Annotated in this window: 26 protein-coding genes and 2 tRNA genes; 16 read left to right on the top strand and 12 right to left on the bottom strand. The window is 67.6% G+C overall.

The features are described 5' to 3' along the window. The first annotated feature begins 32 nt into the window (after positions 1-32). The gene (locus ASD37_RS19875) at positions 33-428 is read left to right on the top strand and encodes a holo-ACP synthase (protein WP_056555080.1); all 396 of its coding nucleotides are present in this window, start codon (positions 33-35) and stop codon (positions 426-428) included. 94 nt (positions 429-522) lie between these two features. After that, entirely contained in the window at positions 523-1,860 is a 1,338-nt protein-coding gene (locus ASD37_RS19870) for a dipeptidase (protein WP_056555078.1), read from the top strand. On the opposite strand, the gene bcp is transcribed toward ASD37_RS19870, so the two are convergent. Next, on the bottom strand, positions 1,857-2,330 hold the full coding sequence (gene bcp / locus ASD37_RS19865; RefSeq protein WP_056555075.1) for a thioredoxin-dependent thiol peroxidase: 474 nt from the start codon (positions 2,328-2,330) through the stop codon (positions 1,857-1,859). The two genes, ASD37_RS19870 and bcp, sit on opposite strands and share 4 nt — an antisense overlap. A gap of 94 nt (positions 2,331-2,424) precedes the next feature. On the opposite strand from bcp, the gene ASD37_RS19860 reads away from it, so the two are divergent. Beyond that, complete coding sequence (locus ASD37_RS19860; protein WP_056555066.1) at positions 2,425-2,652, top strand: DUF3618 domain-containing protein; 228 nt, start codon at positions 2,425-2,427, stop codon at positions 2,650-2,652. 6 nt (positions 2,653-2,658) lie between these two features. On the opposite strand, the gene ASD37_RS31565 is transcribed toward ASD37_RS19860, so the two are convergent. Continuing rightward, positions 2,659-2,829 carry a hypothetical protein gene (locus ASD37_RS31565; RefSeq protein WP_156720976.1) on the bottom strand — a complete coding sequence of 57 codons (171 nt, stop codon included), beginning with the start codon at positions 2,827-2,829 and terminating at the stop codon, positions 2,659-2,661. 569 nt (positions 2,830-3,398) lie between these two features. Continuing rightward, positions 3,399-3,474: transfer RNA gene (locus ASD37_RS19855), tRNA-Lys, on the bottom strand. A 158-nt stretch (positions 3,475-3,632) separates the two neighbouring features. Here ASD37_RS19855 and ASD37_RS19850 point away from each other — a divergent pair. Next, positions 3,633-4,856, top strand: a complete 1,224-nt coding sequence (locus ASD37_RS19850) for an Ig-like domain-containing protein (RefSeq protein ID WP_056555537.1) — start codon at positions 3,633-3,635, stop codon at positions 4,854-4,856. Between the two features lie 109 nt (positions 4,857-4,965). Further along, complete coding sequence (locus ASD37_RS19845; RefSeq protein WP_056555063.1) at positions 4,966-5,331, top strand: hypothetical protein; 366 nt, start codon at positions 4,966-4,968, stop codon at positions 5,329-5,331. Here ASD37_RS19845 and ASD37_RS19840 read toward each other — a convergent pair whose 3' ends face one another. Together ASD37_RS19840 and ASD37_RS32735 are read right to left on the bottom strand one after the other, a co-directional pair. Beyond that, positions 5,332-5,910, bottom strand: coding sequence for a class I SAM-dependent methyltransferase (locus ASD37_RS19840; protein WP_056555061.1), 579 nt, complete (start codon positions 5,908-5,910; stop codon positions 5,332-5,334). Beyond that, positions 5,910-6,329 (bottom strand): DUF2510 domain-containing protein, encoded by a 420-nt coding sequence (locus ASD37_RS32735; RefSeq protein WP_056555059.1) that lies wholly within the window; start codon positions 6,327-6,329, stop codon positions 5,910-5,912. Before ASD37_RS32735 ends, ASD37_RS19840 begins: the two co-directional genes overlap by 1 nt. 59 nt (positions 6,330-6,388) lie before the next feature. On the opposite strand from ASD37_RS32735, the gene ASD37_RS19830 reads away from it, so the two are divergent. Next, the gene (locus tag ASD37_RS19830) at positions 6,389-6,847 is read left to right on the top strand and encodes a cupin domain-containing protein (RefSeq protein ID WP_056555056.1); all 459 of its coding nucleotides are present in this window, start codon (positions 6,389-6,391) and stop codon (positions 6,845-6,847) included. Positions 6,848-6,908: 61 nt separating this feature from the next. Here ASD37_RS19830 and ASD37_RS19825 read toward each other — a convergent pair. Further along, a tRNA-His gene (locus tag ASD37_RS19825) sits at positions 6,909-6,981 on the bottom strand. Between the two features lie 40 nt (positions 6,982-7,021). Then, a complete protein-coding gene (gene orn / locus ASD37_RS19820) occupies positions 7,022-7,669 on the bottom strand; it encodes an oligoribonuclease (protein WP_056555053.1) in 648 nt (215 codons plus the stop codon). A 91-nt stretch (positions 7,670-7,760) separates the two neighbouring features. On the opposite strand from orn, the gene ASD37_RS19815 reads away from it, so the two are divergent. Continuing rightward, on the top strand, positions 7,761-9,362 hold the full coding sequence (locus tag ASD37_RS19815; protein ID WP_056555049.1) for a helicase HerA-like domain-containing protein: 1,602 nt from the start codon (positions 7,761-7,763) through the stop codon (positions 9,360-9,362). Positions 9,363-9,367: 5 nt separating this feature from the next. Here the strand turns inward: ASD37_RS19815 and cmrA are convergent, their stop codons facing one another. Then, positions 9,368-10,174: a mycolate reductase gene (cmrA, locus tag ASD37_RS19810; protein WP_056555046.1), complete on the bottom strand. Its 807-nt coding sequence runs from the start codon at positions 10,172-10,174 to the stop codon at positions 9,368-9,370. A 33-nt stretch (positions 10,175-10,207) separates the two neighbouring features. On the opposite strand from cmrA, the gene ASD37_RS19805 reads away from it, so the two are divergent. Beyond that, positions 10,208-11,521, top strand: coding sequence for an MFS transporter (locus ASD37_RS19805; protein ID WP_056555043.1), 1,314 nt, complete (start codon positions 10,208-10,210; stop codon positions 11,519-11,521). Positions 11,522-11,528: 7 nt separating this feature from the next. Here ASD37_RS19805 and ASD37_RS19800 read toward each other — a convergent pair whose 3' ends face one another. Further along, complete coding sequence (locus tag ASD37_RS19800; RefSeq protein ID WP_056555534.1) at positions 11,529-12,299, bottom strand: MmpS family transport accessory protein; 771 nt, start codon at positions 12,297-12,299, stop codon at positions 11,529-11,531. A 120-nt stretch (positions 12,300-12,419) separates the two neighbouring features. On the opposite strand from ASD37_RS19800, the gene ASD37_RS19795 reads away from it, so the two are divergent. Next, the gene (locus ASD37_RS19795) at positions 12,420-12,647 is read left to right on the top strand and encodes a hypothetical protein (RefSeq protein WP_200959947.1); all 228 of its coding nucleotides are present in this window, start codon (positions 12,420-12,422) and stop codon (positions 12,645-12,647) included. 30 nt (positions 12,648-12,677) lie between these two features. Next, the gene (locus ASD37_RS32020) at positions 12,678-12,833 is read left to right on the top strand and encodes a DUF6131 family protein (protein WP_200959932.1); all 156 of its coding nucleotides are present in this window, start codon (positions 12,678-12,680) and stop codon (positions 12,831-12,833) included. Here ASD37_RS32020 and ASD37_RS19790 read toward each other — a convergent pair. Next, a complete protein-coding gene (locus ASD37_RS19790; protein WP_056555040.1) occupies positions 12,830-13,432 on the bottom strand; it encodes a TetR/AcrR family transcriptional regulator in 603 nt (200 codons plus the stop codon). The two genes, ASD37_RS32020 and ASD37_RS19790, sit on opposite strands and share 4 nt — an antisense overlap. 89 nt (positions 13,433-13,521) lie before the next feature. Between ASD37_RS19790 and ASD37_RS19785 the strand changes: the two genes are divergently transcribed. From ASD37_RS19785 to ASD37_RS19765, 5 genes are read left to right on the top strand one after another with little or no spacing between them, the layout of a single operon-like run. After that, positions 13,522-15,072 (top strand): carboxyl transferase domain-containing protein, encoded by a 1,551-nt coding sequence (locus tag ASD37_RS19785; RefSeq protein ID WP_056555036.1) that lies wholly within the window; start codon positions 13,522-13,524, stop codon positions 15,070-15,072. 4 nt (positions 15,073-15,076) lie between these two features. After that, positions 15,077-17,071: a biotin carboxylase N-terminal domain-containing protein gene (locus tag ASD37_RS19780; RefSeq protein ID WP_056555033.1), complete on the top strand. Its 1,995-nt coding sequence runs from the start codon at positions 15,077-15,079 to the stop codon at positions 17,069-17,071. Further along, positions 17,068-18,228, top strand: coding sequence for an acyl-CoA dehydrogenase family protein (locus ASD37_RS19775; protein WP_056555030.1), 1,161 nt, complete (start codon positions 17,068-17,070; stop codon positions 18,226-18,228). The genes ASD37_RS19780 and ASD37_RS19775 overlap by 4 nt, the downstream gene beginning before the upstream one ends. Continuing rightward, positions 18,229-18,714: a MaoC family dehydratase gene (locus ASD37_RS19770; RefSeq protein WP_056555027.1), complete on the top strand. Its 486-nt coding sequence runs from the start codon at positions 18,229-18,231 to the stop codon at positions 18,712-18,714. Further along, complete coding sequence (locus tag ASD37_RS19765) at positions 18,714-19,526, top strand: CoA ester lyase (protein WP_056555023.1); 813 nt, start codon at positions 18,714-18,716, stop codon at positions 19,524-19,526. Before ASD37_RS19770 ends, ASD37_RS19765 begins: the two co-directional genes overlap by 1 nt. Positions 19,527-19,531: 5 nt before the next feature. On the opposite strand, the gene ASD37_RS19760 is transcribed toward ASD37_RS19765, so the two are convergent. Then, positions 19,532-20,284 (bottom strand): enoyl-CoA hydratase, encoded by a 753-nt coding sequence (locus tag ASD37_RS19760; RefSeq protein ID WP_056555020.1) that lies wholly within the window; start codon positions 20,282-20,284, stop codon positions 19,532-19,534. 96 nt (positions 20,285-20,380) lie between these two features. Here ASD37_RS19760 and ASD37_RS19755 point away from each other — a divergent pair, with 96 nt between their 5' ends. Next, positions 20,381-20,902 carry a DUF5994 family protein gene (locus tag ASD37_RS19755; RefSeq protein WP_056555017.1) on the top strand — a complete coding sequence of 174 codons (522 nt, stop codon included), beginning with the start codon at positions 20,381-20,383 and terminating at the stop codon, positions 20,900-20,902. 5 nt (positions 20,903-20,907) lie between these two features. On the opposite strand, the gene ASD37_RS19750 is transcribed toward ASD37_RS19755, so the two are convergent. Further along, positions 20,908-22,542, bottom strand: coding sequence for a fatty acyl-AMP ligase (locus ASD37_RS19750; protein ID WP_056555015.1), 1,635 nt, complete (start codon positions 22,540-22,542; stop codon positions 20,908-20,910). Between the last annotated feature and the right edge of the window lie 292 nt (positions 22,543-22,834).

Genomic DNA, 22,834 nt, shown 5'->3' with positions numbered 1-22,834 from the left:
ACTCTCTGCTGCGCTCGGCTAGCGTTCCTGGCATGAGCATCGTCGGGGTCGGCATCGACCTGGTCTCCATATCGGAATTCGCCGAGCAGGTCGACCAGCCGGGCACGGTGTTCGCCGAGACGTTCACTCCCGGTGAGCGGCGTGACGCCGCCGACAAGAGTTCGTCGGCGGCGCGGCACCTGGCGGCCCGGTGGGCGGCCAAGGAGGCCGTGATCAAGGCGTGGTCGGGGTCGCGCTTCTCCAAGCGGCCCGTGCTGCCCGAGGACATCCACCGCGACATCGAGGTGGTCACCGACATGTGGGGTCGGCCGAAGGTGCGGTTGTCCGGCGACATCGCCGAGCACCTGAAGGACATCACCATCCACGTGTCGCTGACCCACGACGGTGACACCGCCGCGGCGGTGGCGATCCTGGAGTCCGCTACTTAGCCATCCCGCGAGCAGACGTAAATGGCCCTCATTCCCAGCGAATGAGGGCCATTTGCGTCTGCTCGCGCAGAGGTGTGGGCACTACGCTCGACGCATGAGCGATATCGTCTCCCGCGTCCAGTCGGTGCTGCCCTCGGTGCGTGCCGACCTCGAAGACCTCGTCCGCGTCGAGTCGGTCTGGGCCGACCACGGCCGCCGCGACGAGGTGCACCGTACGGCCGAGATGGTCTCGAAGTTGTTGTCGGAGGCCGGTTTCGACGACGTCCGCACCGTCAGCGAGGGCGGTGCTCCTGCGGTCATCGCGCGCCGGCCGGCACCCGAGGGAGCGCCGACGGTTCTGCTGTACGCCCACCACGACGTGCAGCCCGAGGGCGACGTGTCCAAGTGGGCCTCGGCGCCGTTCGAACCCACCGAGCGCGACGGCCGGCTCTACGGCCGCGGCACCGCCGACGACAAGGCGGGCATCGCCACCCACCTCGCCGCCATCCGCGCCTTCGGCGACGACCTGCCGGTGGGCGTCACGGTGTTCGTGGAGGGGGAGGAGGAGTCGGGATCGCCGTCCCTGGCCGCCTTGCTCGCCGCGCACCGAGATCTGCTGGCCGCCGACGTCATCGTCATCGCCGACTCGATGAACTGGACGACCGAGGTTCCATCGCTCACGGTGTCACTGCGCGGGCTTGCCGACTGCATCGTCGAGGTCGCCACGCTCGACCACGGTCTTCACTCGGGGATGTGGGGAGGCGTCGTCCCCGACGCGTTGAGCGTTCTGGTGCGCCTGCTGGCCAGCCTGCACGACGACGACGGCAACGTCGCGGTCGAGGGCTTGCACGCGGGTTCGGCCGCCGACGTCGAGTATTCGGACGAGCAGGTGCGCGAGGAGACCGGCATGCTCGACGGCGTCACCCCGATTGGGACGGGTTCGGTCGCCGACCGGTTGTGGGCCAAGCCGGCGATCACGGTCATCGGCCTCGACACCACGTCCATCGAGAAGTCGTCGAACACCTTGATCCCCAGCGCCCGCGCCAAGGTCAGCATGCGCGTCGCCCCCGGCGGTGACGCCCGGCGTCATCTCGAGGCACTGACCCGCCACCTCGAGCAGAACGCGCCGTGGGGCGCCACGGTCACCGTGACGCCCGGCGACATGGGGCAGCCGTACGCCATCGACGCGACGGGTCCGGTCTACGACGCGGCCCGTGCGGCGTTCCGGCAGGCCTGGGGCGCCGATCCCGTCGACATGGGCGTCGGTGGGTCGATTCCCTTCATCGCCGAGTTCGCGGCCGCCTTCCCCGAGGCGAAGATCCTCGTCACCGGCGTCGAAGATCCGGCGACGCAGGCGCACAGCGTCGACGAGAGCCTTGATCTCGGGGTGCTGGAGCGGGCGGCGACGTCGGAGGCGCTGCTGCTGGAGGCGCTCGGGTCGTTGGGTCGCTAGACCGATATGTCGCGGCGCAGCTTCGCGACGTGACCGGTGGCCTTCACGTTGTACTGGGCCACTTCGATCTTGCCCTTCTCGTCGACGACGAACGTCGACCGGATGACGCCCTGAACGGTCTTGCCGTACATGGACTTCTCGCCGAAGGCGCCCCACGCGGTGAGCACGGTGCGGTCGGGATCGGACAGCAGCGGGAACGTCAGCCCCTCGGCGTCGCGGAACTTGGCGAGCTTCTCGGGCTTGTCGGGGGAGATGCCGACGACGTCGAGTCCTGCCTCGTTCAGTTCGGCAAGGCTGTCGCGGAAGTCGCACGCCTGCTTGGTGCAGCCGGGCGTGGACGCGGCGGGGTAGAAGTACACGACGAGCTTGCGTCCGGCGAAGTCACCGAGCGAGATGGTGTTGCCGTCGGCGTCGGGCAGGCTGAAGGCGGGGGCCTCGTCGCCCACCGCGAGGCGTGGGGTGGGTGGCATGTGTCATGTCCCTTCGGTCGGCCGGTGCACGCCGTGGTCGCGTGGCTGCTCTAGGGTAATTCCCCAAGACCGCAACGCGATTGAAGGGGCTGACGTGGCCGACCGGGATCCCGACAAGATCAAGCAGGACATCGACGTGGCACGCGAACAACTCGCCCACACCGTCGATGCCCTTGCCGAGCGGGCGAACCCGGCTCGGATCGCCGACGACGTCAAGACGGGTGTGGTGCAGTTCGCGAAGAAGCCTGCGGTCGCGATGACGCTGGCGGCATTTGGCACCATCTTCGTGGTGCTGACGATCCGGCGGATCACCAACCGCTGAGAGGCGTCAGCGACGGCGGAAGCGGCCGATCCGAAAGAGGTCCAGGAACGAGAATCCTGGCGGATTGGCGGTACGGCCCAGTCGGCTGCAGGTGTAGACCGCGACGACCCGCTCGTCGCCGTCGTCCACCTGGACGGCCGACGGGGCGATGGGTGGGGCCGCACTTGCGGTCGACATCAGCTAAGACCTCGTAACTTTCTCGGAAATCGGGGCGATCGCCCGCCCGTCCGGATGCAGCTAACAGGATCGTAGCAGGTGTGCCATGCGGCGCGCAGGTCGTATCCGATCTGTTTGTGCAGGTTGGGGCGGTCAGTGCGACAAGTTTCGATTAATCCGGTCCCAAAATTTGATCATGGCCGGTGAATTCAGCACACGCCAGACGCTTGATCGGAGTAGCTCCCAGTTAATTCAATATTGCGTTCCTCGCTATCGGGGCTCGGGGGAGGCGTGCGGCGAACGATTTCCGTGCGCCCGTCCCGTCCGCTGACCTGCTGGTCAGCGGACGGTCGGCATTCGGCTGACCGCACCAGGTATTCGTCGGCTGGAGACGAAACTGCGTCACCGCAATGGCGGCGGCATTTCTCCGGCGGTCCACGGTGGGTGTTGAAATTGCGTGTACCGGATTCCCATTCTTGGGAATTGTGATCGGCGGACGAGGGCCGCGCGGGGACTCGTCGGTCTGCGGTGCGGCATCGGCGACATGGCCCTGAAACCAAAGAATCGGGCCGTTGCCGACCCGATTCGTGTGGTGCGCCGTCAGGGTTTCGAACCCCGGACCCGCTGATTAAGAGTCAGCTGCTCTACCAACTGAGCTAACGGCGCGCGTGGAAGACGATAACAGCCCCGGGGCGCAGGATGAAATCGGAATGTCCGACGAGCGTCGACCCGTTGCGACGATCACCCCCGTGTCGCCCGCCTCCCCTAGACTGCTGGCAGATCGGTGGGAATACCTCGTGAATCGTGTTGGAAGGTGTATGAGCATGTCGCAGGCCAAATCGGCGACCCGCCCGCGTCGGATGAGCAGCTGGCTGGTGGCCCTGCTGATGGTTCCCGCGGTCGTATTCGGCGTCAGCGCCTGCAACGGCACGCCCGCGCCTCCTCCGCAGCCCCAGACGATCGACGACAAGGGGACGCCGTTTGGTGATCTCCTGGTGCCCAAGCTCAGCGCCTCGGTGAAGGACGGCGCGGTCGGGGTGACGGTCGACTCTCCGGTGACGGTCAGCGCTGAGGACGGCGTTCTGGGCTCGGTCACGATGACCAACGACGCCGGTGCCACCGTCTCGGGCCGACTGAGCCCCGACGGCCTGCGGTGGATCACCACCGAGCCCCTCGGCTACAACAAGAAGTACACCTTGAGCGCGCAGTCGCTGGGGCTCGGCGGCGTGACGAGCCGGTCGATGACGTTCCAGACGCACTCGCCCGAAAACCTGACGCGGCCCTACCTGCTGCCCAATGACGGCGACGTCGTCGGCGTCGGCCAGCCCATCGCCATCCGGTTCGACGAGAACGTGCCGAACCGTCTCGCCGCGGAGAAGGCCATCACGGTCACGACCAATCCTCCGGTGGAGGGTGCGTTCTACTGGCTGAGCAATCGCGAGGTGCGCTGGCGTCCAGAGGCGTACTGGAAGCCGGGCACGGCGGTCGACGTGGCGGTGAACACCTACGGCGTGAACCTCGGCGACGGACTGTTCGGTCAGGAGAACGTCGCGTCCCGTTTCACGATCGGCGACGAGGTAATCGCCACCGCGGACGACGCCACCAAGACGCTGACGGTGCGTCGCAACGGCGAGGTCGTGAAGACCATGCCGATCTCGATGGGCAAGAGCAGCACCCCGACGGACAACGGGACCTACATCATCGGCGACCGGCTCTCGCACATGGTGATGGATTCCTCGACCTACGGCGTGCCGTCGAACTCGCCGAACGGCTACCGCACGGAGGTCGACTACGCCACGCAGATGTCCTACAGCGGGATCTACGTGCACGCGGCACCGTGGTCGGTTGGCAGCCAGGGCTACAGCAACGTCAGCCACGGCTGCCTCAACGTCAGCACCAGTAACGCCAAGTGGTTCTACGAGAACACCAAGCGGGGTGATCTCGTGCTGGTCTCCAACACCGTCGGGAGCACCCTGCCGGGCAACGACGGCCTCGGCGACTGGAACGTGCCGTGGGAGCAGTGGAAGGCCGGCAACGCCAACGTCTAGGCGCGGGCGTTGGCTGCTAAGTGAAGTCAATTGAGCCCGTTGACTTCACTTAGGTGCCCAAGTGAAGTTGGCACGTGCGGGCGGCCAAGCGATCACTAGAGTCGGTGCAATGGCGCAGCAGAGTAAACCAGGCTTCTCGGACAACGCGTTCGTCCGCACCGTCAACAAGGTGGCGGTGGCCACGATGAAGCTGCCCATCCTGGGCGGGCTGGTGCGTCGCGGACTCGTCGAGATCCGCTACGTCGGGCGCAAGTCCGGCAAGACGTTCGAGATCCCGGTCAACTACCGCCGCTCCGGCGATTCGATCACCATCTGGGTCGGGATGCCCGACAAGAAGAGTTGGTGGCGCAACTTCCTCGGAGAGGGCGGCGCGGTCACCCTCGTCGGGCTCGACGGGCGCGATCGCACCGGCCATGCGGTGGCCACCCGAAGCGACCGCGGTGCGGTGTCGGTGCGGGTCCAGCTGGACGGGTGATCAGCGCGGCTTCACCCACCGCCACTGCCGGGTAGAGCACTCCTGGGCATCGGGCAGCCGATCTCCCACGGCCGCAACCACTCCCGGCCACCACTGCTCGTCGTAGTCGTCACCGGACAACCAGCCTCCCGGCGCCACCTTCGGTAGCCAACCGTCGATGTCGGCGAGCACGCTGTCGTACTCGTGGCGGGCGTCGAGGTGCACCCAGGCCAACGACCCGTCGGCGAACAGGTTCGCAGCCGACGGAGACGGGCTGACCACGAGGTGCACCCGGTCGGCGAAACCACACGCGATGACGTTGCGGTGCAACTGCCCGGCGAAGGTGCCGCCACCTTCGGCCACGGCGGCGGCATGGGAGTCCTTGTCCGCGGTGCCCTCACGCCCGCTGCCTTGGCAATAGTCGACGCCGACGACGGTGAAGTCGCGTTCCGACTCTCCGACCACCTCGGCGAGTGAGCACAAACTGCGGCCGAGGTAGGAACCCACCTCGACGAAGGTGCTGCCGTCGGCGAAGGTCGCCGCGGCCTCCTCCTGCAGGTCGCGCCAGCCAAACCAGCCGTGGATCTGCGACCAGTGCATCACTGCGCGTCCGCGCTGATCTGGCCGTGGTCGCTGACCGCGTCGGTCCAGCGGGTGCCGTCCCACCACCGCAGCTCGTGCCGCCCCGACGGGTCGGGATGCCAGGCGCCGGCGGGCGGTCGGCAGACGACGCCGAACAGCGTTTCGATGTTCTGGCGGTTCTTGCCCCAGTCGACGAGGCCGAATTTCAGGGCCGACGACAGGGTGACCTCCACTCCCGTGGGCAACGGCCGCAGGTGCGCGGTGAGATTCTCGCCCCACGTCGCCAGGCCCATGCTGGTGGACATCTGGATCACCCCGGCAGCCGGGTCGGCGAGTGTCACGGTCATTCCGCTGGACGTGGCGGCATGGCAGACGGCGTGAAACACGCCGTCGTAGGCGCCGGGGACGAGGCGGGTTTCGGAGGTCGAGGCGGGCACGGGAGCATTATCGCGCGACATCGGTTGGCCGGCGTGCGACGAGGGCTACGGTCGAGTGCATGGCCGAGCCCGACGGTTTTCATCCCGACTTCCCGAACGACGCCGCGCAGCGCCCGCCGCGAAACCGGGTGCGCCACATCAAGTCAACCGAACTCGACGCGACCACGGCACAGACGGACGGCATGCGGCGCTTCGCGGCGCTCAGCGCGTCCACCGTCGGCAGCGAGAAGCTGTGGATGGGGGAGACGCTGGCGATGCCGGGCACGGTCTCGGCCAACCACCATCACGGCGATTCCGAGACCATGATCTTCATCCGCAGCGGACACCCCGAATTCGTGTTCTTGGACGGAGAAGACGAGGTTCGGGTGCGCACCAACCCCGGCGACTACGTCTTCGTCCCGCCGCACCTGCCGCACCGTGAGGAGAACCCGGACCCGACCACGCCGGCAGAACTGGTGATTGCGCGTAGCAGCCAGGAGGCGATCGTCGTGAACCTGCCGGCGTTGTACGCGCTCTAGGTCGGACGAAACACCCCGGAAAGCAGAAAGTCGGAGGGCGTAAACGCCCTCCGACCTGCTGGGTGACTGACGGGACTCGAACCCGCGACAGCCAGGATCACAACCTGGTGCTCTACCAACTGAACTACAGCCACCATGTCCGCCTCGCCCGAAGGCTCCGCGGTGTTGTCGATCTTAGCCGGTCGGGTGCGCTGTGTCCGAATCGGTTGTCTGCGCGTCGCCGGTGGGGGGCCCGAGTTCGGCGGCGACGGCGGCAATGTCGCTGGTCGACGGACCAGGAGCGGGCACGAAGGCGGTGCTGCGGTAGTACTTCAACTCGCGAATCGACTCGTGGATGTCGGCGAGCGCGCGGTGCGCGAGGCCCTTTTCCGGCTGTCCGAAGTAGATGCGCGGGTACCAGCGTCGGCACAGTTCCTTGATCGAGCTGACGTCGATCATGCGGTAGTGCAGGAAGTCGTCCAGCGCAGGCATGTCCCTGGCGATGAAGCCGCGGTCGGTGCCGATCGAGTTGCCCGCCAGCGGGGCGGTGTTCGGCTGCTTGACGTGCCCCCGGATGTAATCCAGGACCATCTTCTCGGCGGTGGGCACGTCGACGGTGGACGCACGCACCTCCTCGGTGAGCCCCGACTTGCGGTGCATTGTCGCCACGACCTCGACCATGCCGTCCAGCGCCTCGTCGTCGGCGTGGATGACCACGTCGAGCCCGTCGCCGAGGAGGTTGAGCTCGCCGTCGGTCACCAACACCGCGATTTCGATGAGACGGTCGGCCTTGAGGTCGAGCCCCGTCATCTCGCAGTCAATCCACACCAATTCGTCACGCACAGCGGTCAACAGTATTCGCACAGTCCGACGGTGGCTGCCCAGGCCCGTTTAGAACCCTCCCGATCGGTCCTCGGCCAGTAGTGTCGCCGACATGAGCGACGATGCGACCGCCACGCCCGCACAGAGCATCGCCGCTGGTTATGCCGTCGCCGGGCCAGCTCTGGAGCTCGGCTCCGTGGTGGTGGACGGTGTCGCCGACCCGGCCGCGCTGGTGCGCATCCCGCTGTCGACCGTCAACCGGCATGGTCTGGTCGCGGGGGCGACGGGCACCGGCAAGACGAAGTCGCTGCAGCTCATGGCCGAACAGCTCTCCGCGGCCGGGGTGCCGGTGGTGATGGCCGACGTCAAGGGAGACCTCTCGGGGTTGTCTCGCCCCGGTGCGCCGGGGGACAAGGTCGCCCAGCGGGGCACCGACACCGGCGACAGCTGGACGCCGACCGCGTTTCCCGTCGAGTTCCTGTCGTTGGGCTCCGCTGGGGTCGGGGTTCCCGTCCGGGCCACCATCACCAGCTTCGGTCCGATTCTGCTGTCGAAGGTGTTGGGGCTCAACACAACCCAAGAGTCGACGCTCGGGTTGATCTTCCACTGGGCCGACCAGAAGGGCATGTTGCTGCTCGACGTCAAGGACCTGCGTTCGGTTATCCAGTTCCTCACCAGCGACGAGGGCAAGCCCGAACTGAAGGCACTCGGTGCGGTGTCGACGACTACCGCGGGGGTCATCCTGCGCGCCCTGGTCAACATCGAGGCCGAGGGTGCCGACACCTTCTTTGGCGAGCCCGAACTGGAGCCCGACGACCTGATGCGCATCGACGACCAGGGGCGCGGCGTCATAACCCTGCTCGAGTTGGGTGCGCAGGCGGCCAGGCCGGTGATGTTCTCCACGTTCCTGATGTGGGTGCTCGCCGATCTGTTCACCTCGTTGCCGGAGGTCGGTGACGTCGAGAAGCCGAAGCTGGTGTTCTTCTTCGACGAGGCGCATCTGCTGTTCGACGACGCGTCCAAGGCGTTTCTCGCCCAAGTCGAGCAGACCGTGAAGCTCATCCGCTCCAAGGGCGTCGGGGTGTTCTTCTGCACCCAGCTGCCGACAGACGTGCCCAACGACGTCTTGTCTCAGCTCGGCGCCCGCGTTCAGCACGCGCTGCGCGCGTTCACCCCCGACGACCAGAAGGCGCTGTCGAAGACGGTGCGCACCTACCCTAAGACGGACGTCTACGACCTCGAGGAGGCGTTGACGTCGCTGGGCACGGGGGAGGCGATCGTCACCGTGTTGTCCGAGAACGGCGCGCCGACCCCGGTCGCGTGGACCAGGATGCGGGCGCCCCGTTCGTTGATGGACACCATCGGTCCCGACGCCATCAGCGCCGCGGCCAAGGCGTCGCCGCTGCAGGCCGAGTACGGGCTGACCGTCGACCGTGAGTCCGCCTACGAGCGGCTCAACGCCAAGCTGGCCCCGGCTCCGCTACCCGAGACGCCACAGCCGCTTCCACCCGCCCTGCCGCCGCCCCTCGACGGCGGGCTGGGCTGGGACCCGGGCCCGATTGGCTCACCCCCGCCGGAAGGTCCGAGCTTCGTCGACGAAGTGATCCACAGCTCCGCGTTCAAGAGCTTCATCCGGTCGGCGGCCACGGTCGCCGGACGGGAGATCACCCGCAGCATGTTCGGTACCGGCACCCGCAGACGCCGGCGTCGCTGAGCGAGCTACTCGCCGCCGAGCTTCTTGTAGACCGCACCGACGATCGGCGTGACGATGGACCGCGGGGCGTAGCCGCTTGCCACCGACATCGCCTTGGACGTCACACCGGGGACGACGCGCATCTTGTTGCGCTCCAGCCCGTCCAGCGACAGCTTCGCGGTGTGCTCGGTGGAGATCCAGAGGAAGTCGGGGATCAGCTTCTCGACGAGGGACTGCTCGTCGGGATTCGGCAGTTCGGTGCGCACCGGCCCCGGTGCCAGCACGGTGACGTGGATGCCGAGTGGCTTCACCTCGCCGCGAAGCGATTCGCTGAACGTGTTGACGAACGCCTTGGACGCCGCGTAGGTCGCGTTGTTGGGGATCGGTGAGTTGCCCGCCGCGGAACCGGAGATGAGGATGCCACCGGCGCGGCGCTCGACCATCCCGGGCAGGACGGCGAGCACCAGATCGTGGACGCCGAGGACGTTGAGTTGGACCTGGGCCTTCTCGCCGTCGACGTCCAGGTTGGCGACGGGGCCGAAGGTCGCGGTGCCGGCGTTCGCGCACAGGATGGAGATGTTCCGTTGGGCGAGTTCGGCGCAGAATTCGGCGCGCGCCGCGGGGTCGACCAGGTCGACGGGCCGTACCTCGACGGTGACGCCGTAGCGCTCGGTCAGGGTGGTCGCCAGCGCGGTGAGCACGTCGCCGCGGCGGGCGGTGATGATCAGGTGGTGTCCCCGGGCGGCGAGCTCGGTGGCCAGGGCCTCACCGATGTTCTGCGAGGCGCCGGTGACGACGGCGCGCGCGTCGGGACTGGGAGCAGGTACGGACATGGGCCCAATCGTAGGTACCAATAGAGTGCGTTCATGACCAACCCCGCGGGTACTCGCACCGCGGGGCGGTTCCCCGTCGTCGCGTGGGCGTTGTGGGACTGCGGCGCAACCGGAGTCAACGCGATCGTCGTCACGTTCGTCTTCTCGGTGTACCTCACCGGTGAGGTCGGTGCCGGGCTGCCGGGCAGTACGACGCCGACGGCGTGGCTCGGGTGGGCGTTGTTCGCCGCCGGGCTGGCGGTCGCCGCGCTTGCCCCGGTCACCGGGATCTGGGTCGACGCCGCCCATCGCAGGCGCACCGTGCTTGCGGTTCTGACCGGCGTCGTTATCGTGCTGACGGCGTCGATGAGTCAGATTCGCCCCGACTATCACTACCTTTGGCTCGGCTTGGTGCTGCTGTCGTTGACGGCGGCGTGCAGTGATCTGGCGACGGTGCCCTACAACGCCATGCTGCGCGAGTTGTCGACGCCGGACACGTCGGGCCGGGTGTCCGGATTCGGCGCGGCGTCAGGGTATTTCGGGAGCGTGCTGCTGTTGTTGGTGGCGTACTTCGGCTTCATGGGCGGCGGTGACGGAGACACCCGCGGGCTGTTCGGGGTGTCGTCGCACGACGGGTGGCCTGCGCGGTTGGTGGTGCTCGTCGCCGCGGGCTGGTTCGCCCTGTTCGCGCTGCCGCTGTTGGTCGGCACCCGCACCAAGGCACCGGTTCTCGAGGCTCCGATCTCATCGCCGGGGTTGGGCTGGGCCTACCGGAAGCTGTGGGCCGATCTGAAGGACCAGTGGGACACGGACCGCAACGTCGTGTACTACCTCGCGGCGAGCGCAGTCTTCCGCGACGGCTTGACCGGAATCTTCACCTTCGGTGCCGTGCTTGGTGTCTCGGCCTATGGGGTCTCGGGCGCCGACGTGGTGCTCTTCGGCATGTGCGCGTTGGTCGTCGCGGCGACGGGTGCGGTGTTGGGTGGTCTGCTCGACGACCGCATCGGGTCCAAGCCGATCATCGTCGGATCGCTCGCTGCGATGATCGCCGTCGCCCTGGTGATGATGGCGCTGCACGGGCCGTCGACGTTCTGGGTGTGCGGGTTGCTGCTGTGCCTGTTCATCGGGCCCGTCCAATCGTCCGCGCGGACGACGATGCTGCGAATGTCGGTCGAGGGCAAGGAAGGTGCGGCCTTCGGGCTGTACACCACGACGGGGCGCGCGGCGACGTTCCTGGCGCCGATCCTCTTCACCACGTTCATCACGGTCTTCGGTACCGACCGCGCCGGGATGGGCGGGCTGATCACCGTGTTGGCGCTGGGGCTAGTGGCGATTCTCTTCGTCCGCGTGCCGCGGGTCCCCGCCTGACGGTCGGCTAACGCGAGCCCAGCGCCGTACACAACGTCAGGCCCGTCCCGGTGTTCTGCTGGGTCTCGGTGCCGTCGATGGTGATGGAGCAGGTGAGTTCCCGGCCAACGTTGACGATGCTGACGCTGGCGGAACTGTTGGCCGCCCCGGCGAGCTGAACTTCCTTCTGCCACGGCAGCATGACGTTGAACTCGGTCTGCAGGACTCCGCCGCTGTCGAGGTACAGGATGCTGATGGCCCGGCCCTGGCCTGCGACCGAGTAGACGACGGTGTGGCTGTCGTTCGGGTTGGTCGAGGTGGTCGGCGGGATCACGCCCGGCGTCGTCGGCGTGGTGGTCGGGGTTCGCGTGGTGGTGGGTGTCGGCGTGGTCGTCGATGGTCTGGTTGCGCTGGGTTGGATGGGCGTCTGGGGCGGCGCGACGAGGGTGTCCTGGTGGGAGCTGTCGACGATGACCAGGCCGATCACCATCCCGAGGACGACGAACAGCACGGTGCCAGCCAGGGCCCACAACCACCGCCGCGGGTTGGGTCCGTCCGGCTTCGGCGGCTCGGATGGTGTCCCGCCGGGGGGAGGTCCGTATTGCCCCGTCGCATGGGGGTCGTACCCGTACGGCGAATACGCGGGTAGCTGCTCGGTGGGTCGGTGCTTGTCGTAAGCCGCCCCACCGGAAGTTGGGTACGGCAATTGCTGGCCGTACGTCGAACCGGGAATGGCGGGGTAGTTGTAGGTGCCGGGATGTTCCTGGTCCCGCCCGTCGCGGCGCGATGGATCCGTCATCTCCACCTCATGCCTGCAGGGTACCTGCGTCGGCGGCGGGGCCTCGCTGGCCAGCGTGCGGGGTTTACCGCAATTGTCGGACGGGTAAACGGTCGCGACGCCGCACGGGCGGTCAGCGACATGGAGGTTTACATGCGAGGCAGCGGAATCATCGGCACGATCCTTCTCGTGTGGCTGCTGATCGGCGTGTTCGCCGCCTATCAGCGCGATTACTTCAAGGCTTCTGAAACCAGTTGTGCCACAGCCGGAACGATTGCCTTGACCGTGGTCGCGGGCCCGCTGAACTACGCGGGGGCCAATCCCAAGGTTGCCGATTGCAACATCAACGTGCCCCAGCCCAGTCAGTAGAGCTGCACCAGTAAGGAGTCAGGAGTAGCCATGATCGCCATCGGTGTCATTCTCGTGATCCTCGGCCTGTTCTTCGGCATGCCGGTGTTGACGTATGTCGGCGTCGTCGCCCTGGTCATAGGCGCGGTGTTCTGGTTGCTCGGCGCGCTGGGCCATGCGGTAGGCGGCCGGCGCGTCTGGTACTAGCGCCGACGGGTGAGCGCGGCCAGGGTCATGGCCCGCAGGATCGCCCGTGACGAGTCGCGGACCGTGCCCGGTCGGACGCTGTGTGGAGTTGAGTTCAGGAGTCCGAACGCGGCGTGGGCCATGAGTCGCGCTTCGCTTTCGTCTAGGTCCGCGTCGAGTGCGCGGAGAACGTCGACCCATGTTTCGACGTATTGTCGCTGAGCGCGGCGCACCTGACGCATGGCCGCAGCCGGTAGTTGTGCCAGGTCGCGATCCTGAATTCGGATCAAGTCGGGCTCGGTGAACACGAAGTCGAGGTGGAAGTCGACCAGTCCGTCGAGCGCGTTGGCGGGTGTGTCGGCCTCGGCCACGACGTCGGCGGCGCCGGCGAGCAGCCGGGTGCTGATGCCGACGAGGAGCTCGACGAGGAGCGCTTCCTTGCTGGGGAAGTGCCGGTAGATCGCGGGTCCCGACACTCCGGCCGCGGCACCGATGTCCTCGAGGCGGACGCCGAGGAACCCGTGTTCGGCGATGAGCTGCTCGGCCGCGGCGATCAGTTGGGATCGGCGATCGGATTTCGCCTGACTGCGCTGCGTCGTCGACGTCTTCGCCGTAGACACCTTTCCCCCTTGCCGTTTGCGTTTCTCAGTTAATGATGACTAACGTAGCATCAGTTAGTGACGATTAACTAAAACGGACGGAACGGCCATTGCCCACGCAGACGACCCATCGTGACCAGCATCTGACGTTGGTGGCAGAGCTGCGCGAGAAGCTCGCGACCGCCGCACTCGGCGGTTCGGAACGTTCCCGGGAACGCCACGTGAGCAGGGGCAAGCTGCTGCCGCGCGACAGGGTCCTTTCCCTGCTCGACCCCGGCAGCCCGTTCCTGGAGGTCGCGCCGCTGGCCGCTGACGGGATGTACGACGACGAATGCCCCGGGGCGGGGATGATCGCGGGCATCGGCCGGGTCTCGGGCCGGGAATGCATGATTGTGGCCAACGACGCGACGGTCAAGGGCGGCACCTATTACCCGATCACCGTCAAGAAACACCTTCGCGCACAAGAGATTGCGGCGCAGAACCGACTGCCCTGCCTCTATCTCGTCGACTCCGGTGGGGCCTTCCTCCCGCGCCAGGACGAGGTCTTCCCCGACCGCGAGCACTTCGGCCGCATCTTCTTCAACCAGGCCAACATGAGCGCCAACGGCATCCCGCAGATCGCCGCGGTGCTCGGCTCGTGCACGGCGGGCGGCGCCTACGTCCCCGCCATGAGCGACGAGGCCGTCATCGTCCGCAACCAGGGCACGATCTTCCTCGGTGGTCCGCCGCTGGTGAAGGCCGCCACCGGCGAGGTGGTCACGGCTGAGGAACTCGGCGGCGGAGACCTGCACTCGAAGGTCTCCGGTGTCACCGACCACTTGGCGAACGACGACCGCGATGCGCTACGGATGGTGCGCCGCATCGTGGACACGTTGGGTCCGCGTACACCCACGCCGTGGGACGTCATCCCGACCGTCGACCCCATTGCCGACCAGGCCGAGCTCTACGACGTGGTGCCCACCGACTCACGCGTACCCTACGACGTCCACGAGGTGGTCACCCGCCTCGTAGATGGTGCTGACTTTGCCGAGTTCAAGGCCGAATACGGCACGACCCTGGTCACCGGCTTCGCCCGCATCCACGGCCACCCCGTCGGCATCGTCGCCAACAACGGCGTGCTGTTCGGCGAATCGGCAGTCAAGGGAGCACATTTCATCGAGCTGTGCGACAAGCGGTCCATACCGCTGCTGTTCCTGCAGAACATCGCCGGCTTCATGGTGGGCCGCGACTACGAGGCGGGCGGCATCGCCAAGCACGGCGCCAAGATGGTGACGGCCGTCGCCTGCGCGCGGGTGCCCAAGCTGACCGTCGTGATCGGCGGTTCCTACGGCGCGGGCAACTATTCGATGTGTGGGCGGGCGTATTCGCCGCGGTTCCTGTGGATGTGGCCGAATGCGCGCATTTCGGTGATGGGCGGTGAGCAGGCCGCGTCGGTCTTAGCGACGGTACGCGGTGACATGAGCGCGGAAGAGGAGGAAGCCTTCAAGGCCCCGATCCGCGAGCAGTACGAACACCAGGGCAACCCGTACTACTCCACCGCGCGGTTGTGGGACGACGGCGTGATCGATCCTGCCGACACCAGAACCGTTGTCGGGCTGGCACTCTCGGTGGTCGCCCAGGCGCCGCTGGAACCGGTCTCCTACGGCGTTTTCAGGATGTGACGGAATGACCACTAGCAGCATTTTCAGCACCGTCCTGGTCGCCAACCGCGGTGAGATCGCCGTGCGCGTCATCCGCACGTTGCGGGCCATGGGAATTCGTTCCGTGGCCGTCTACAGCGACGCCGACGCCGGAGCGCGCCATGTCGCCGAGGCCGACGTGGCGGTCCGGCTTGGTCCGGCACCGGCCCGGCAGAGCTATCTCGACATCGCGGCGGTGGTGCGGGCCGCTCAGCGCACCGGCGCCCAAGCCGTCCACCCGGGGTACGGATTCCTCTCGGAGAACGCCGAATTCGCCGCCGCGCTCGGGGCGGCGGGCATCGCGTTCATCGGACCGCCGGTCGGTGCGATCCAAACCATGGGGGACAAGATCGCCGCGAAGGCCGCGGTGTCGGAGTTCGGCGTGCCGGTGGTCCCCGGCATCTCGCGTCCCGGTCTGACCGACGAGGATCTGATCGCCGGTGCCGGCGACGTCGGATTCCCCGTCTTGGTCAAGCCGTCCGCGGGTGGTGGAGGCAAGGGCATGCGGGTGGTACACCACGCGTCCGAACTGCCCGCCGCACTGGTGTCCGCGCGGCGGGAAGCGGCGTCGGCGTTCGGTGACGACACCCTGTTCCTCGAGCGATTCGTCCTCAACCCCAGGCACATCGAGGTGCAGATCGTCGCCGACGGTGACGGCAACGTCGTCCACTTCGGAGAGCGCGAATGCAGCCTGCAGCGGCGCCATCAGAAGGTGATCGAGGAGGCGCCGTCACCGCTGCTGGACGCGGCGACCCGGGCCCGCATCGGCGTGGCGGCGTGCGACACCGCCCGCAGCGTCGACTACTCCGGCGCGGGCACCGTCGAGTTCATCGTCTCCGCCGACCGGCCCGACGAGTTCTTCTTCATGGAGATGAACACCCGGCTCCAAGTCGAGCACCCGGTCACCGAACTCGTCACGGGTGTCGACCTGGTCGAGCTGCAGGTACGCATCGCCGCGGGCGGCTCGCTGCCCCTCGGTCAGGACGACGTGGTCATGACGGGGCATGCCGTCGAGGCCCGTGTGTACGCCGAGGACCCGGCCCGCGACTTCCTGCCGACCGGCGGCACGGTGCTCGACGTCGTCGAATCATCCTCCGCGCGGGTCGATTCGGGCATCCGGGCCGGCACTGTCGTCGGCAGCGACTACGACCCGATGCTCGCAAAGGTCATCGCCTACGCCGAGGATCGTCCCGCTGCGCTCGCCGCCTTGGACAGGGCGTTGGCCGAAACCGCCGTGCTTGGCGTGACCACGAACGTGGACTTCCTGCGCTTCCTGCTCGCGGACCCCGACGTGGTGGCCGGTCGGCTCGACACCGGTCTGCTCGACCGGCGGACACCCGACTACGTCGGCGTCGCGGCCACCGACGACGAGTTCGTCGCGGCTGCGGCCTACCGGTGGCTGTCGCGCTGGCCCGCCACGCCGGGCGACCCGTGGGCCGACCCGTCGGGTTGGCGCACCGGTGTCCACGCGCCGACGACGATCCGGCTGCGGGCGGGGGAACGCACCGAGCACGTGCACGTCTGCGGCACTCCGCAGCGGGCGACGGCCCGGATCGAGGACGGCGAGACCCGCTCGGTGGCAGCGAGTCTCGACGGGCGAATGCTCACCGTCACCGTCGGCGGGTTGCGCTCGCAGTACGTCGTCGCGGCCGCGGACGGCGTGATCTGGTTGGCCGGCGGCGGGCGGACGGTCTCGGTCGACGAGGTGCGCGAGGCTCCGGTGCGGGCCGACGCCGCGCATGCGGGTGACGCCGAACTCGTCAGTCCCATGCCGGGATCGGTGGTCGCAGTGGGGGTCGAGGACGGGGCGCAGGTCGCCGCGGGTGACGTCGTCGTCACCGTCGAGGCCATGAAGATGGAACACGCGCTGTCGGCACCCGTCGACGGCGTCGTCGAACTACTCGTCGCCGTCGGCGACCAAGTCAAGGTGGGCCAGCCGATGGCCCGAATAAAGGCATCGATCAAGGAGCCCCAGCCATGAGCGAATTTTTGTCCACCGGAACACTTCCCGACCACTATGAGCAGCTGGCCAAGACGGTCCGTGACTTCGCGCGCACCGTCGTCGCGCCGGTCTCGGCGAAGCACGACAAGGAGCACTCCTTCCCCTACGAGGTCGTCGCGGGCATGGCCGACATGGGCCTGTTCGGGCTGCCGTTCCCCGAGGAGTACGGCGGCATGGGAGGCGACTACTTCGCCCTGTGTCTGGCACTCGAGGAACTCGGCAAGGTCGACCAGAGCGTGGCGATCACGCTCGAGGCCGGGGTGTCGCTCGGCGCGATGCCGGTGTACCGCTTCGGAAACGACGCACAGAAACAGGAATGGCTGCCGCTGTTGGCGTCGGGCAAGGCGCTCGGTGCGTTCGGTCTGACCGAGGCGGGCGGCGGTACCGATGCCGGGGCGACTCGGACCACTGCCAGACAGGATGGTGATCACTGGATCATCAACGGCTCCAAGCAGTTCATCACCAACTCGGGTACGGACATCACCAAGCTGGTCACGGTTACGGCGGTCACCGGTATCGACCACCGGCACAAGGACATCTCGGCGTTCCTGGTGCCGGTGCCCACCAAGGGCTTGACCGCCGAACCCGCCTACGACAAGGTCGGCTGGAACGCCTCCGACACCCATCCGCTGAGCCTCGACGACGTCCGGGTGCCGCGGGAAAACATGCTCGGTGAACGTGGTCGCGGCTACGCGAACTTCCTGAAAATCCTCGACGAGGGTCGCATCGCCATCGCCGCAGTCTCCGTCGGCGCCGCCCAGGGCTGCGTCGACGAATGCGTGAAGTACGCCAAGGAGCGGGAGGCATTCGGCTCACCCATCGGCAGGTACCAGGCGATCGCATTCAAGATCGCCCGAATGGAGGCGCGTGCACACGCGGCCCGTGCGACCTATTACGACGCGGCGGCACTCATGTTGTCCGGCAAGCCCTTCAAGAAGGCCGCCGCGGTGGCCAAGCTCGTCGCCAGCGAGGCCGCGATGGACAACGCCCGGGACGCCACCCAGGTGTTCGGCGGCTACGGCTTCATGAACGAATACCCGGTGGCGCGGCACTACCGGGACAGCAAGATCCTCGAAATCGGCGAGGGCACGACCGAGGTGCAACTGATGCTGATCGCACGCGAGGCGGGCCTGTAGATGGAGAAGCGGGTCGTCACCCAGCGCGGGCTGTGGTTCGAGGAGTTCGAGACCGGTGTGCTCTATCAGCACCGGCCCGGGCGCACCATCACCGAGGCCGACAACGTCCTCTTCACCACACTGACCATGAACACCCAGGCGCTGCACCTCGACGCCGCGTTCGCCGATGCGCTGCCGCCGTTCAACCAGCGGCTGGTCAACTCGATGTTCACGCTGTCGACGATCGTCGGGCTCTCGGTCGCGCAGCTGACCCAGGGCACCATCGTCGGGAACCTGGGCTTTGGCGACGTCGCGTTCCCGAAGCCGCTGTTCCACGGCGACACGCTCTACGCCGAGACCGAGGTGACCGACAAGCGGGAGTCGAAGAGTCGGCCGGGGGAGGGCATCGTCACCTTCGCGCACACCGGACGCAACCAGCACGGCGACGTCGTCGCCACGGCGTCGCGAAAGACCATGGTGCGCAAGCGTTCCGAGGAGGACATCTGATGGCGCTCGGTGTGAACGGTCCCGGGTGGCTGTTCTGCCCCGCCGACCGTCCGGAACGCTTCGGGAAGGCCGCCGCCGCGGCGGACGTCGTGATCCTCGACCTCGAGGACGGGGTCGCGGCCACGGACCGCGAGTCGGCGCGCACGGCGCTGCTCGAGACCCGGCTGGACCCGGCACGGACGGTGGTCCGCGTCAACCCGGTCGGCACGCCGGACCACGCCCTGGACATGACGGCCCTTGCCGAGACCGACTACACCACGGTGATGCTCGCCAAGACCGAGACCGCCGAGCAGGTGCGGTCGCTGGCGCCGCTGGACGTCGTCGTGCTCGTCGAAACTCCGCTGGGGGCGCTCGCCGTCTCCGAAACGGCCCGGGTCGACAACACCGTCGCGGTGATGTGGGGCGCCGAGGACCTCTTCGCCGTGCTCGGCGGCACGTCGAACCGTCACGCCGACGGGAGCTACCGCGACGTCGCCACACACGTTCGCTCACAATGCCTTCTGGCCGCCAAGGCGTACGGCAAGATGGCGCTGGACTCGGTGTACCTCGACATCGGTGACCTCGGCGGGTTACGGGCCGAGACCGACGACGCCGTCGCCGTCGGCTTCGACGCGAAGGTGGCGATCCACCCGACGCAGGTCGCGGTGATCAGGTCCGGTTACACCCCGACCGACGACCAGGTGCGTTGGGCAAGAACGGTTTTGGACGTCGCCCGTTCGGAGCGTGGCGTCTTCCAGTTCGACGGTCAGATGGTGGACATGCCGGTGCTGCGGCGCGCACAGCGCATCGTGGCGCTCGCGCCGGGAGGCTGAGCGCGCTACTTGCGCTTCGCGGCGGCCAATCTCGCTGCGAAATCGGGTGATTCGATCGACGTCGCCTGCGGGCCGATCTCGACGTCGACCGCGACCCGGTGCTGCTCGGAGTCGAGGAACCCCGGATTCGCCGTCGCGCGCATCGACGCCTTGGTGGCGATGACGACGTCGCGGGGGGCGGCCGCAGGCCCGGCGGCGAGTTCACGTGCCGCGGCCACGGGATCGTCGGCGACCCGCAGGGCGAGGCCGTACTCCACCGACGCCTGCGCGTCGAACCGCATGCCGAACAGCAGGGACGCCCGCGCCACCTGCGGTCCGACGGCGCGTTGAAGCATCCACGTCGCGCCACCACCCGGGTGGATGCCGAGCTTCTGGAAACGTGGGTCGTACATGGCGGCTGGGCCCGAGATCCGGACGTCGGCGGCCAGCGCCAGGTTCAGACCGGCACCCACCGCGGCGCCGTTGACCGCGGCGATGGTCGGCAACGAGCAATTCGCCACGGCGAGGAAACCGTCGTAGATCACCCGAAGGCCGTCCTCGGCGGCGGCGCCAAGCGCCGTCAGGTTCGCTCCCGCGCAGAACGCCTTGCCCGCGCCGGTCACGATCACCGCGTGGACGCCAGGATCGGCTTCGGCGGCGTCGACTGCGGCGCGCAGTGCCGCGGAGATCTCGGCGGTGACCGCGTTGCGGCGGTCGGGGTCGTTGACCGTGATTAGCGCAACGCGGTCTTCGACCTGCGTCAGTACGAGATCGGACACGGGTCGACAGTAGTGGATCGTCGGTACGCCCGGTGGCATGCGTACGCTCGGGGTGAGCCGTCTCGCGCCGCCCGACGGCCCTTCTTCAATCGAAGGATGGCACTCGATGGCCCGAACCACTCGCGCGGCGTCGTCGAGGACCGCGGCATGACGGCGGTTCGTCGAACTGCAAGTCCGGTCCGCCTGATGCTGCGTGAGCAACTCGGGCAGCGGGTCGACGGCGCGTGGTGGCCCCACACCAATCGGCTCGCCAACGAGCTTCCCGAGTTGGTCGGCGTCCTGAGTGGGCGTCTCGGTGAGGTGGTCGACATCTCGGTCAACTGGTCGCTCTCGGAGAACCTGCCGGACTTGAATTCGCGGCACTGGCAGAACAAGCACCAGCATCTGATGGCCATCACCGGTCGCGATGCCAGCGCCAATCTCCTGGTCATCCCCAGCCTGACGCCGGGCAGTTTGGCGGGACTGCTGCTGAGAATCGCGGCGGGGTTGCCCCTGACCGAAGCGCATCAGGACACTCCGCTGTTCCGTACCGCGACCGAAATCGTCGATGCCGCACGGGGTCACGGAGCGCTGAAGGCGCCGGCCCCCGCACCGCGGGAGCGCCGGCGGCGCGGCTAGTCGGTCTAGTCGACGAGGGACAGTGCGTGTGCGCGGCGCAGCTTCCCAGACGGTGTCTTGGGGATGACGCCGGGTTGGAGTACGACGACGTTGCGGGGCCGGACGTCGACGTCGGCGAAGACCTCGTGGGCCACCTGACGCTCGATTCGACGGACCTCGTCTGGCTTGTCGTAGTCGTTGGATTCGACAGCCACGGCGAAGGTTTCGCGTGACAAGCCCGCGTTGAGGCGCACCGCGACCGAGCACCCGGCGCGCACGCCTGCCACCCGGGTGGCGGCGCGTTCGATGTCGGTGGGGTAGATGTTCTTGCCCGCCATGATGATGACGTCCTTCACCCGGCCGCAGACGACGATGTCGCCGACCTCGGTGAGGTATCCCATGTCGCCGGTGTCGTACCAGCCGGCCTTGTCCTGCGCGCCGATGAACCCGGCCATCGTGATGTAGCCCTTGGTGACCGGCTTGCCGCGGACCTGGATCACGCCGACCGCACGCTCGCCGAGCATGTTGTCGTCCTCGTCGACGATGCGGACTTCGAGTCCGTCGATCGGCTTGCCCAGCGCGACGAGTCGGCGGGTGTTGCCCTTGGTGGCGGGGACGGCGCGGTGCAGCACGGCCAGCAGGTCGGCGTCGATCTCGTCGACGACCATGCCGACACCGCACTCGGTGAACGACACCGCCACCGTGGTCTCGGCCATGCCGTAGGCGGGCACGATTGCCTCGCGCCGCAGCCCGAAGCGGGCACCGGCCTCGCACAGGTCCTCGACGTCGACCGGGTCGACCTGTTCGGCTCCGGAGAGGGCCCAGCGCAGCGACGACAGGTCGAACTGACCCTCTTCTGCCTGCCTGCGCAACCGCTTCGCGAAGAGGTTGTAGGCGAAGTTGGGCGCCGCGGTCATGGTGCCCCGGTACTTGTCGATCAGCTTGGCCCACAGCAGGATGTCGCCGAGGAAGTCCATCGGGGTGACCTTGACCAGTTCGGCGCCGAAGTACATCGGCACCGTCAGGAAGCCGGTCATGCCCATGTCGTGGAAGCAGGGCAGCCAGCTGACGATCACGTCGGTGTTGGTGTCGAAGTGGGCGCCGACGAACATCGCCTCGGCGTTGGCCACGACGTTGGCGTGCGAGATGCAGACCGCCTTGGGGAAGCCGGTGGATCCCGACGTCAGCTGCATGAGTGCGAGGTCGTCCTCGTGGGTCTCCACGGGGTCGATCGGCTCACTGGCCAGCAGTTCGGAGACGGTCAGCACGCGGATTCCGCGCTCGGTCAGGACCGGCGCGGCGGGGGTGAACGGGTCGGAGACGATGACGACCTTCGCCTCGATCATGCCGATCACGTCCATCGTCTCCAGCGCCCAACGCTGCAGGTCGGTGCGCGGGGTGGGCTGATGCAGCATGGTGAGGCTCGCGCCGCGCATCCAGATGCCCTGGGCCGCGGGGGCGATCTCGACCGGGGCGCCTGCGAGCACGGCCACGGCGTCGCCGTGTCCGATGCCTGCGGCGGCGAGTCCGCCCGAGATGCGACGGGCCCGTTCGTACACCTCTTTCCAGGTGTGCCGAACCGGTGCGTGCGGGTCGCCGGTCGTCATTCCGTTGCGACTCGTGTGCGCGTTGGCGAACATCGTCTCGGTGAATTTACTCACGAAAGTCCCTTTGGCTCTGGCGCGTTGGCGGCGATGCTTCTTCGATCGTCGTGCAGTCGTCCCTCTGTCGAGCACCTTCAAGAGGTAGCGCGGGGACTAGGCGCCATTGCCGCATGAGCAGCACGGTGTTGTCCATCATCGACCATTGCGGACGACGACGACGGGGAAAGCGTGAACTCCTCGGCGTCGGCTGGACGCACTGACTGTACAGACCAAACCCCGGCGTCGGCCCCTGCCGCATCGATCGCAAGCGGATCGACGCGTCTCCGTCACCTCGAGACGCCCAAGACGG

This window comes from Mycobacterium sp. Root135, from assembly GCF_001426545.1.
Taxonomy (GTDB): domain Bacteria; phylum Actinomycetota; class Actinomycetes; order Mycobacteriales; family Mycobacteriaceae; genus Mycobacterium.
The sequence above is the reverse complement of the archived record's forward strand: the minus strand, read 5'-3'. Positions and strand labels throughout refer to the sequence as shown.

Coding starts and splice junctions, on each gene's coding strand:
- ASD37_RS19845 (WP_056555063.1), top strand. CDS start 4,966: ATGGCGCAGCAGAGTAAACCAGGCTTCTCGGACAACGCGTTCGTCCGC.
- ASD37_RS19765 (WP_056555023.1), top strand. CDS start 18,714: ATGGCGCTCGGTGTGAACGGTCCCGGGTGGCTGTTCTGCCCCGCCGAC.
- ASD37_RS19770 (WP_056555027.1), top strand. CDS start 18,229: ATGGAGAAGCGGGTCGTCACCCAGCGCGGGCTGTGGTTCGAGGAGTTC.
- bcp (WP_056555075.1), bottom strand. CDS start 2,330: ATGCCACCCACCCCACGCCTCGCGGTGGGCGACGAGGCCCCCGCCTTC.
- ASD37_RS19780 (WP_056555033.1), top strand. CDS start 15,077: ATGACCACTAGCAGCATTTTCAGCACCGTCCTGGTCGCCAACCGCGGT.
- ASD37_RS19815 (WP_056555049.1), top strand. CDS start 7,761: ATGAGCGACGATGCGACCGCCACGCCCGCACAGAGCATCGCCGCTGGT.
- ASD37_RS19875 (WP_056555080.1), top strand. CDS start 33: ATGAGCATCGTCGGGGTCGGCATCGACCTGGTCTCCATATCGGAATTC.
- ASD37_RS19755 (WP_056555017.1), top strand. CDS start 20,381: ATGGCACTCGATGGCCCGAACCACTCGCGCGGCGTCGTCGAGGACCGC.
- ASD37_RS19800 (WP_056555534.1), bottom strand. CDS start 12,299: ATGACGGATCCATCGCGCCGCGACGGGCGGGACCAGGAACATCCCGGC.
- cmrA (WP_056555046.1), bottom strand. CDS start 10,174: ATGTCCGTACCTGCTCCCAGTCCCGACGCGCGCGCCGTCGTCACCGGC.
- ASD37_RS19775 (WP_056555030.1), top strand. CDS start 17,068: ATGAGCGAATTTTTGTCCACCGGAACACTTCCCGACCACTATGAGCAG.
- ASD37_RS19795 (WP_200959947.1), top strand. CDS start 12,420: ATGGAGGTTTACATGCGAGGCAGCGGAATCATCGGCACGATCCTTCTC.
- ASD37_RS19805 (WP_056555043.1), top strand. CDS start 10,208: ATGACCAACCCCGCGGGTACTCGCACCGCGGGGCGGTTCCCCGTCGTC.
- ASD37_RS19840 (WP_056555061.1), bottom strand. CDS start 5,910: ATGCACTGGTCGCAGATCCACGGCTGGTTTGGCTGGCGCGACCTGCAG.
- ASD37_RS19870 (WP_056555078.1), top strand. CDS start 523: ATGAGCGATATCGTCTCCCGCGTCCAGTCGGTGCTGCCCTCGGTGCGT.
- ASD37_RS31565 (WP_156720976.1), bottom strand. CDS start 2,829: ATGTCGACCGCAAGTGCGGCCCCACCCATCGCCCCGTCGGCCGTCCAG.
- ASD37_RS32020 (WP_200959932.1), top strand. CDS start 12,678: ATGATCGCCATCGGTGTCATTCTCGTGATCCTCGGCCTGTTCTTCGGC.
- ASD37_RS19830 (WP_056555056.1), top strand. CDS start 6,389: ATGGCCGAGCCCGACGGTTTTCATCCCGACTTCCCGAACGACGCCGCG.
- ASD37_RS19850 (WP_056555537.1), top strand. CDS start 3,633: ATGTCGCAGGCCAAATCGGCGACCCGCCCGCGTCGGATGAGCAGCTGG.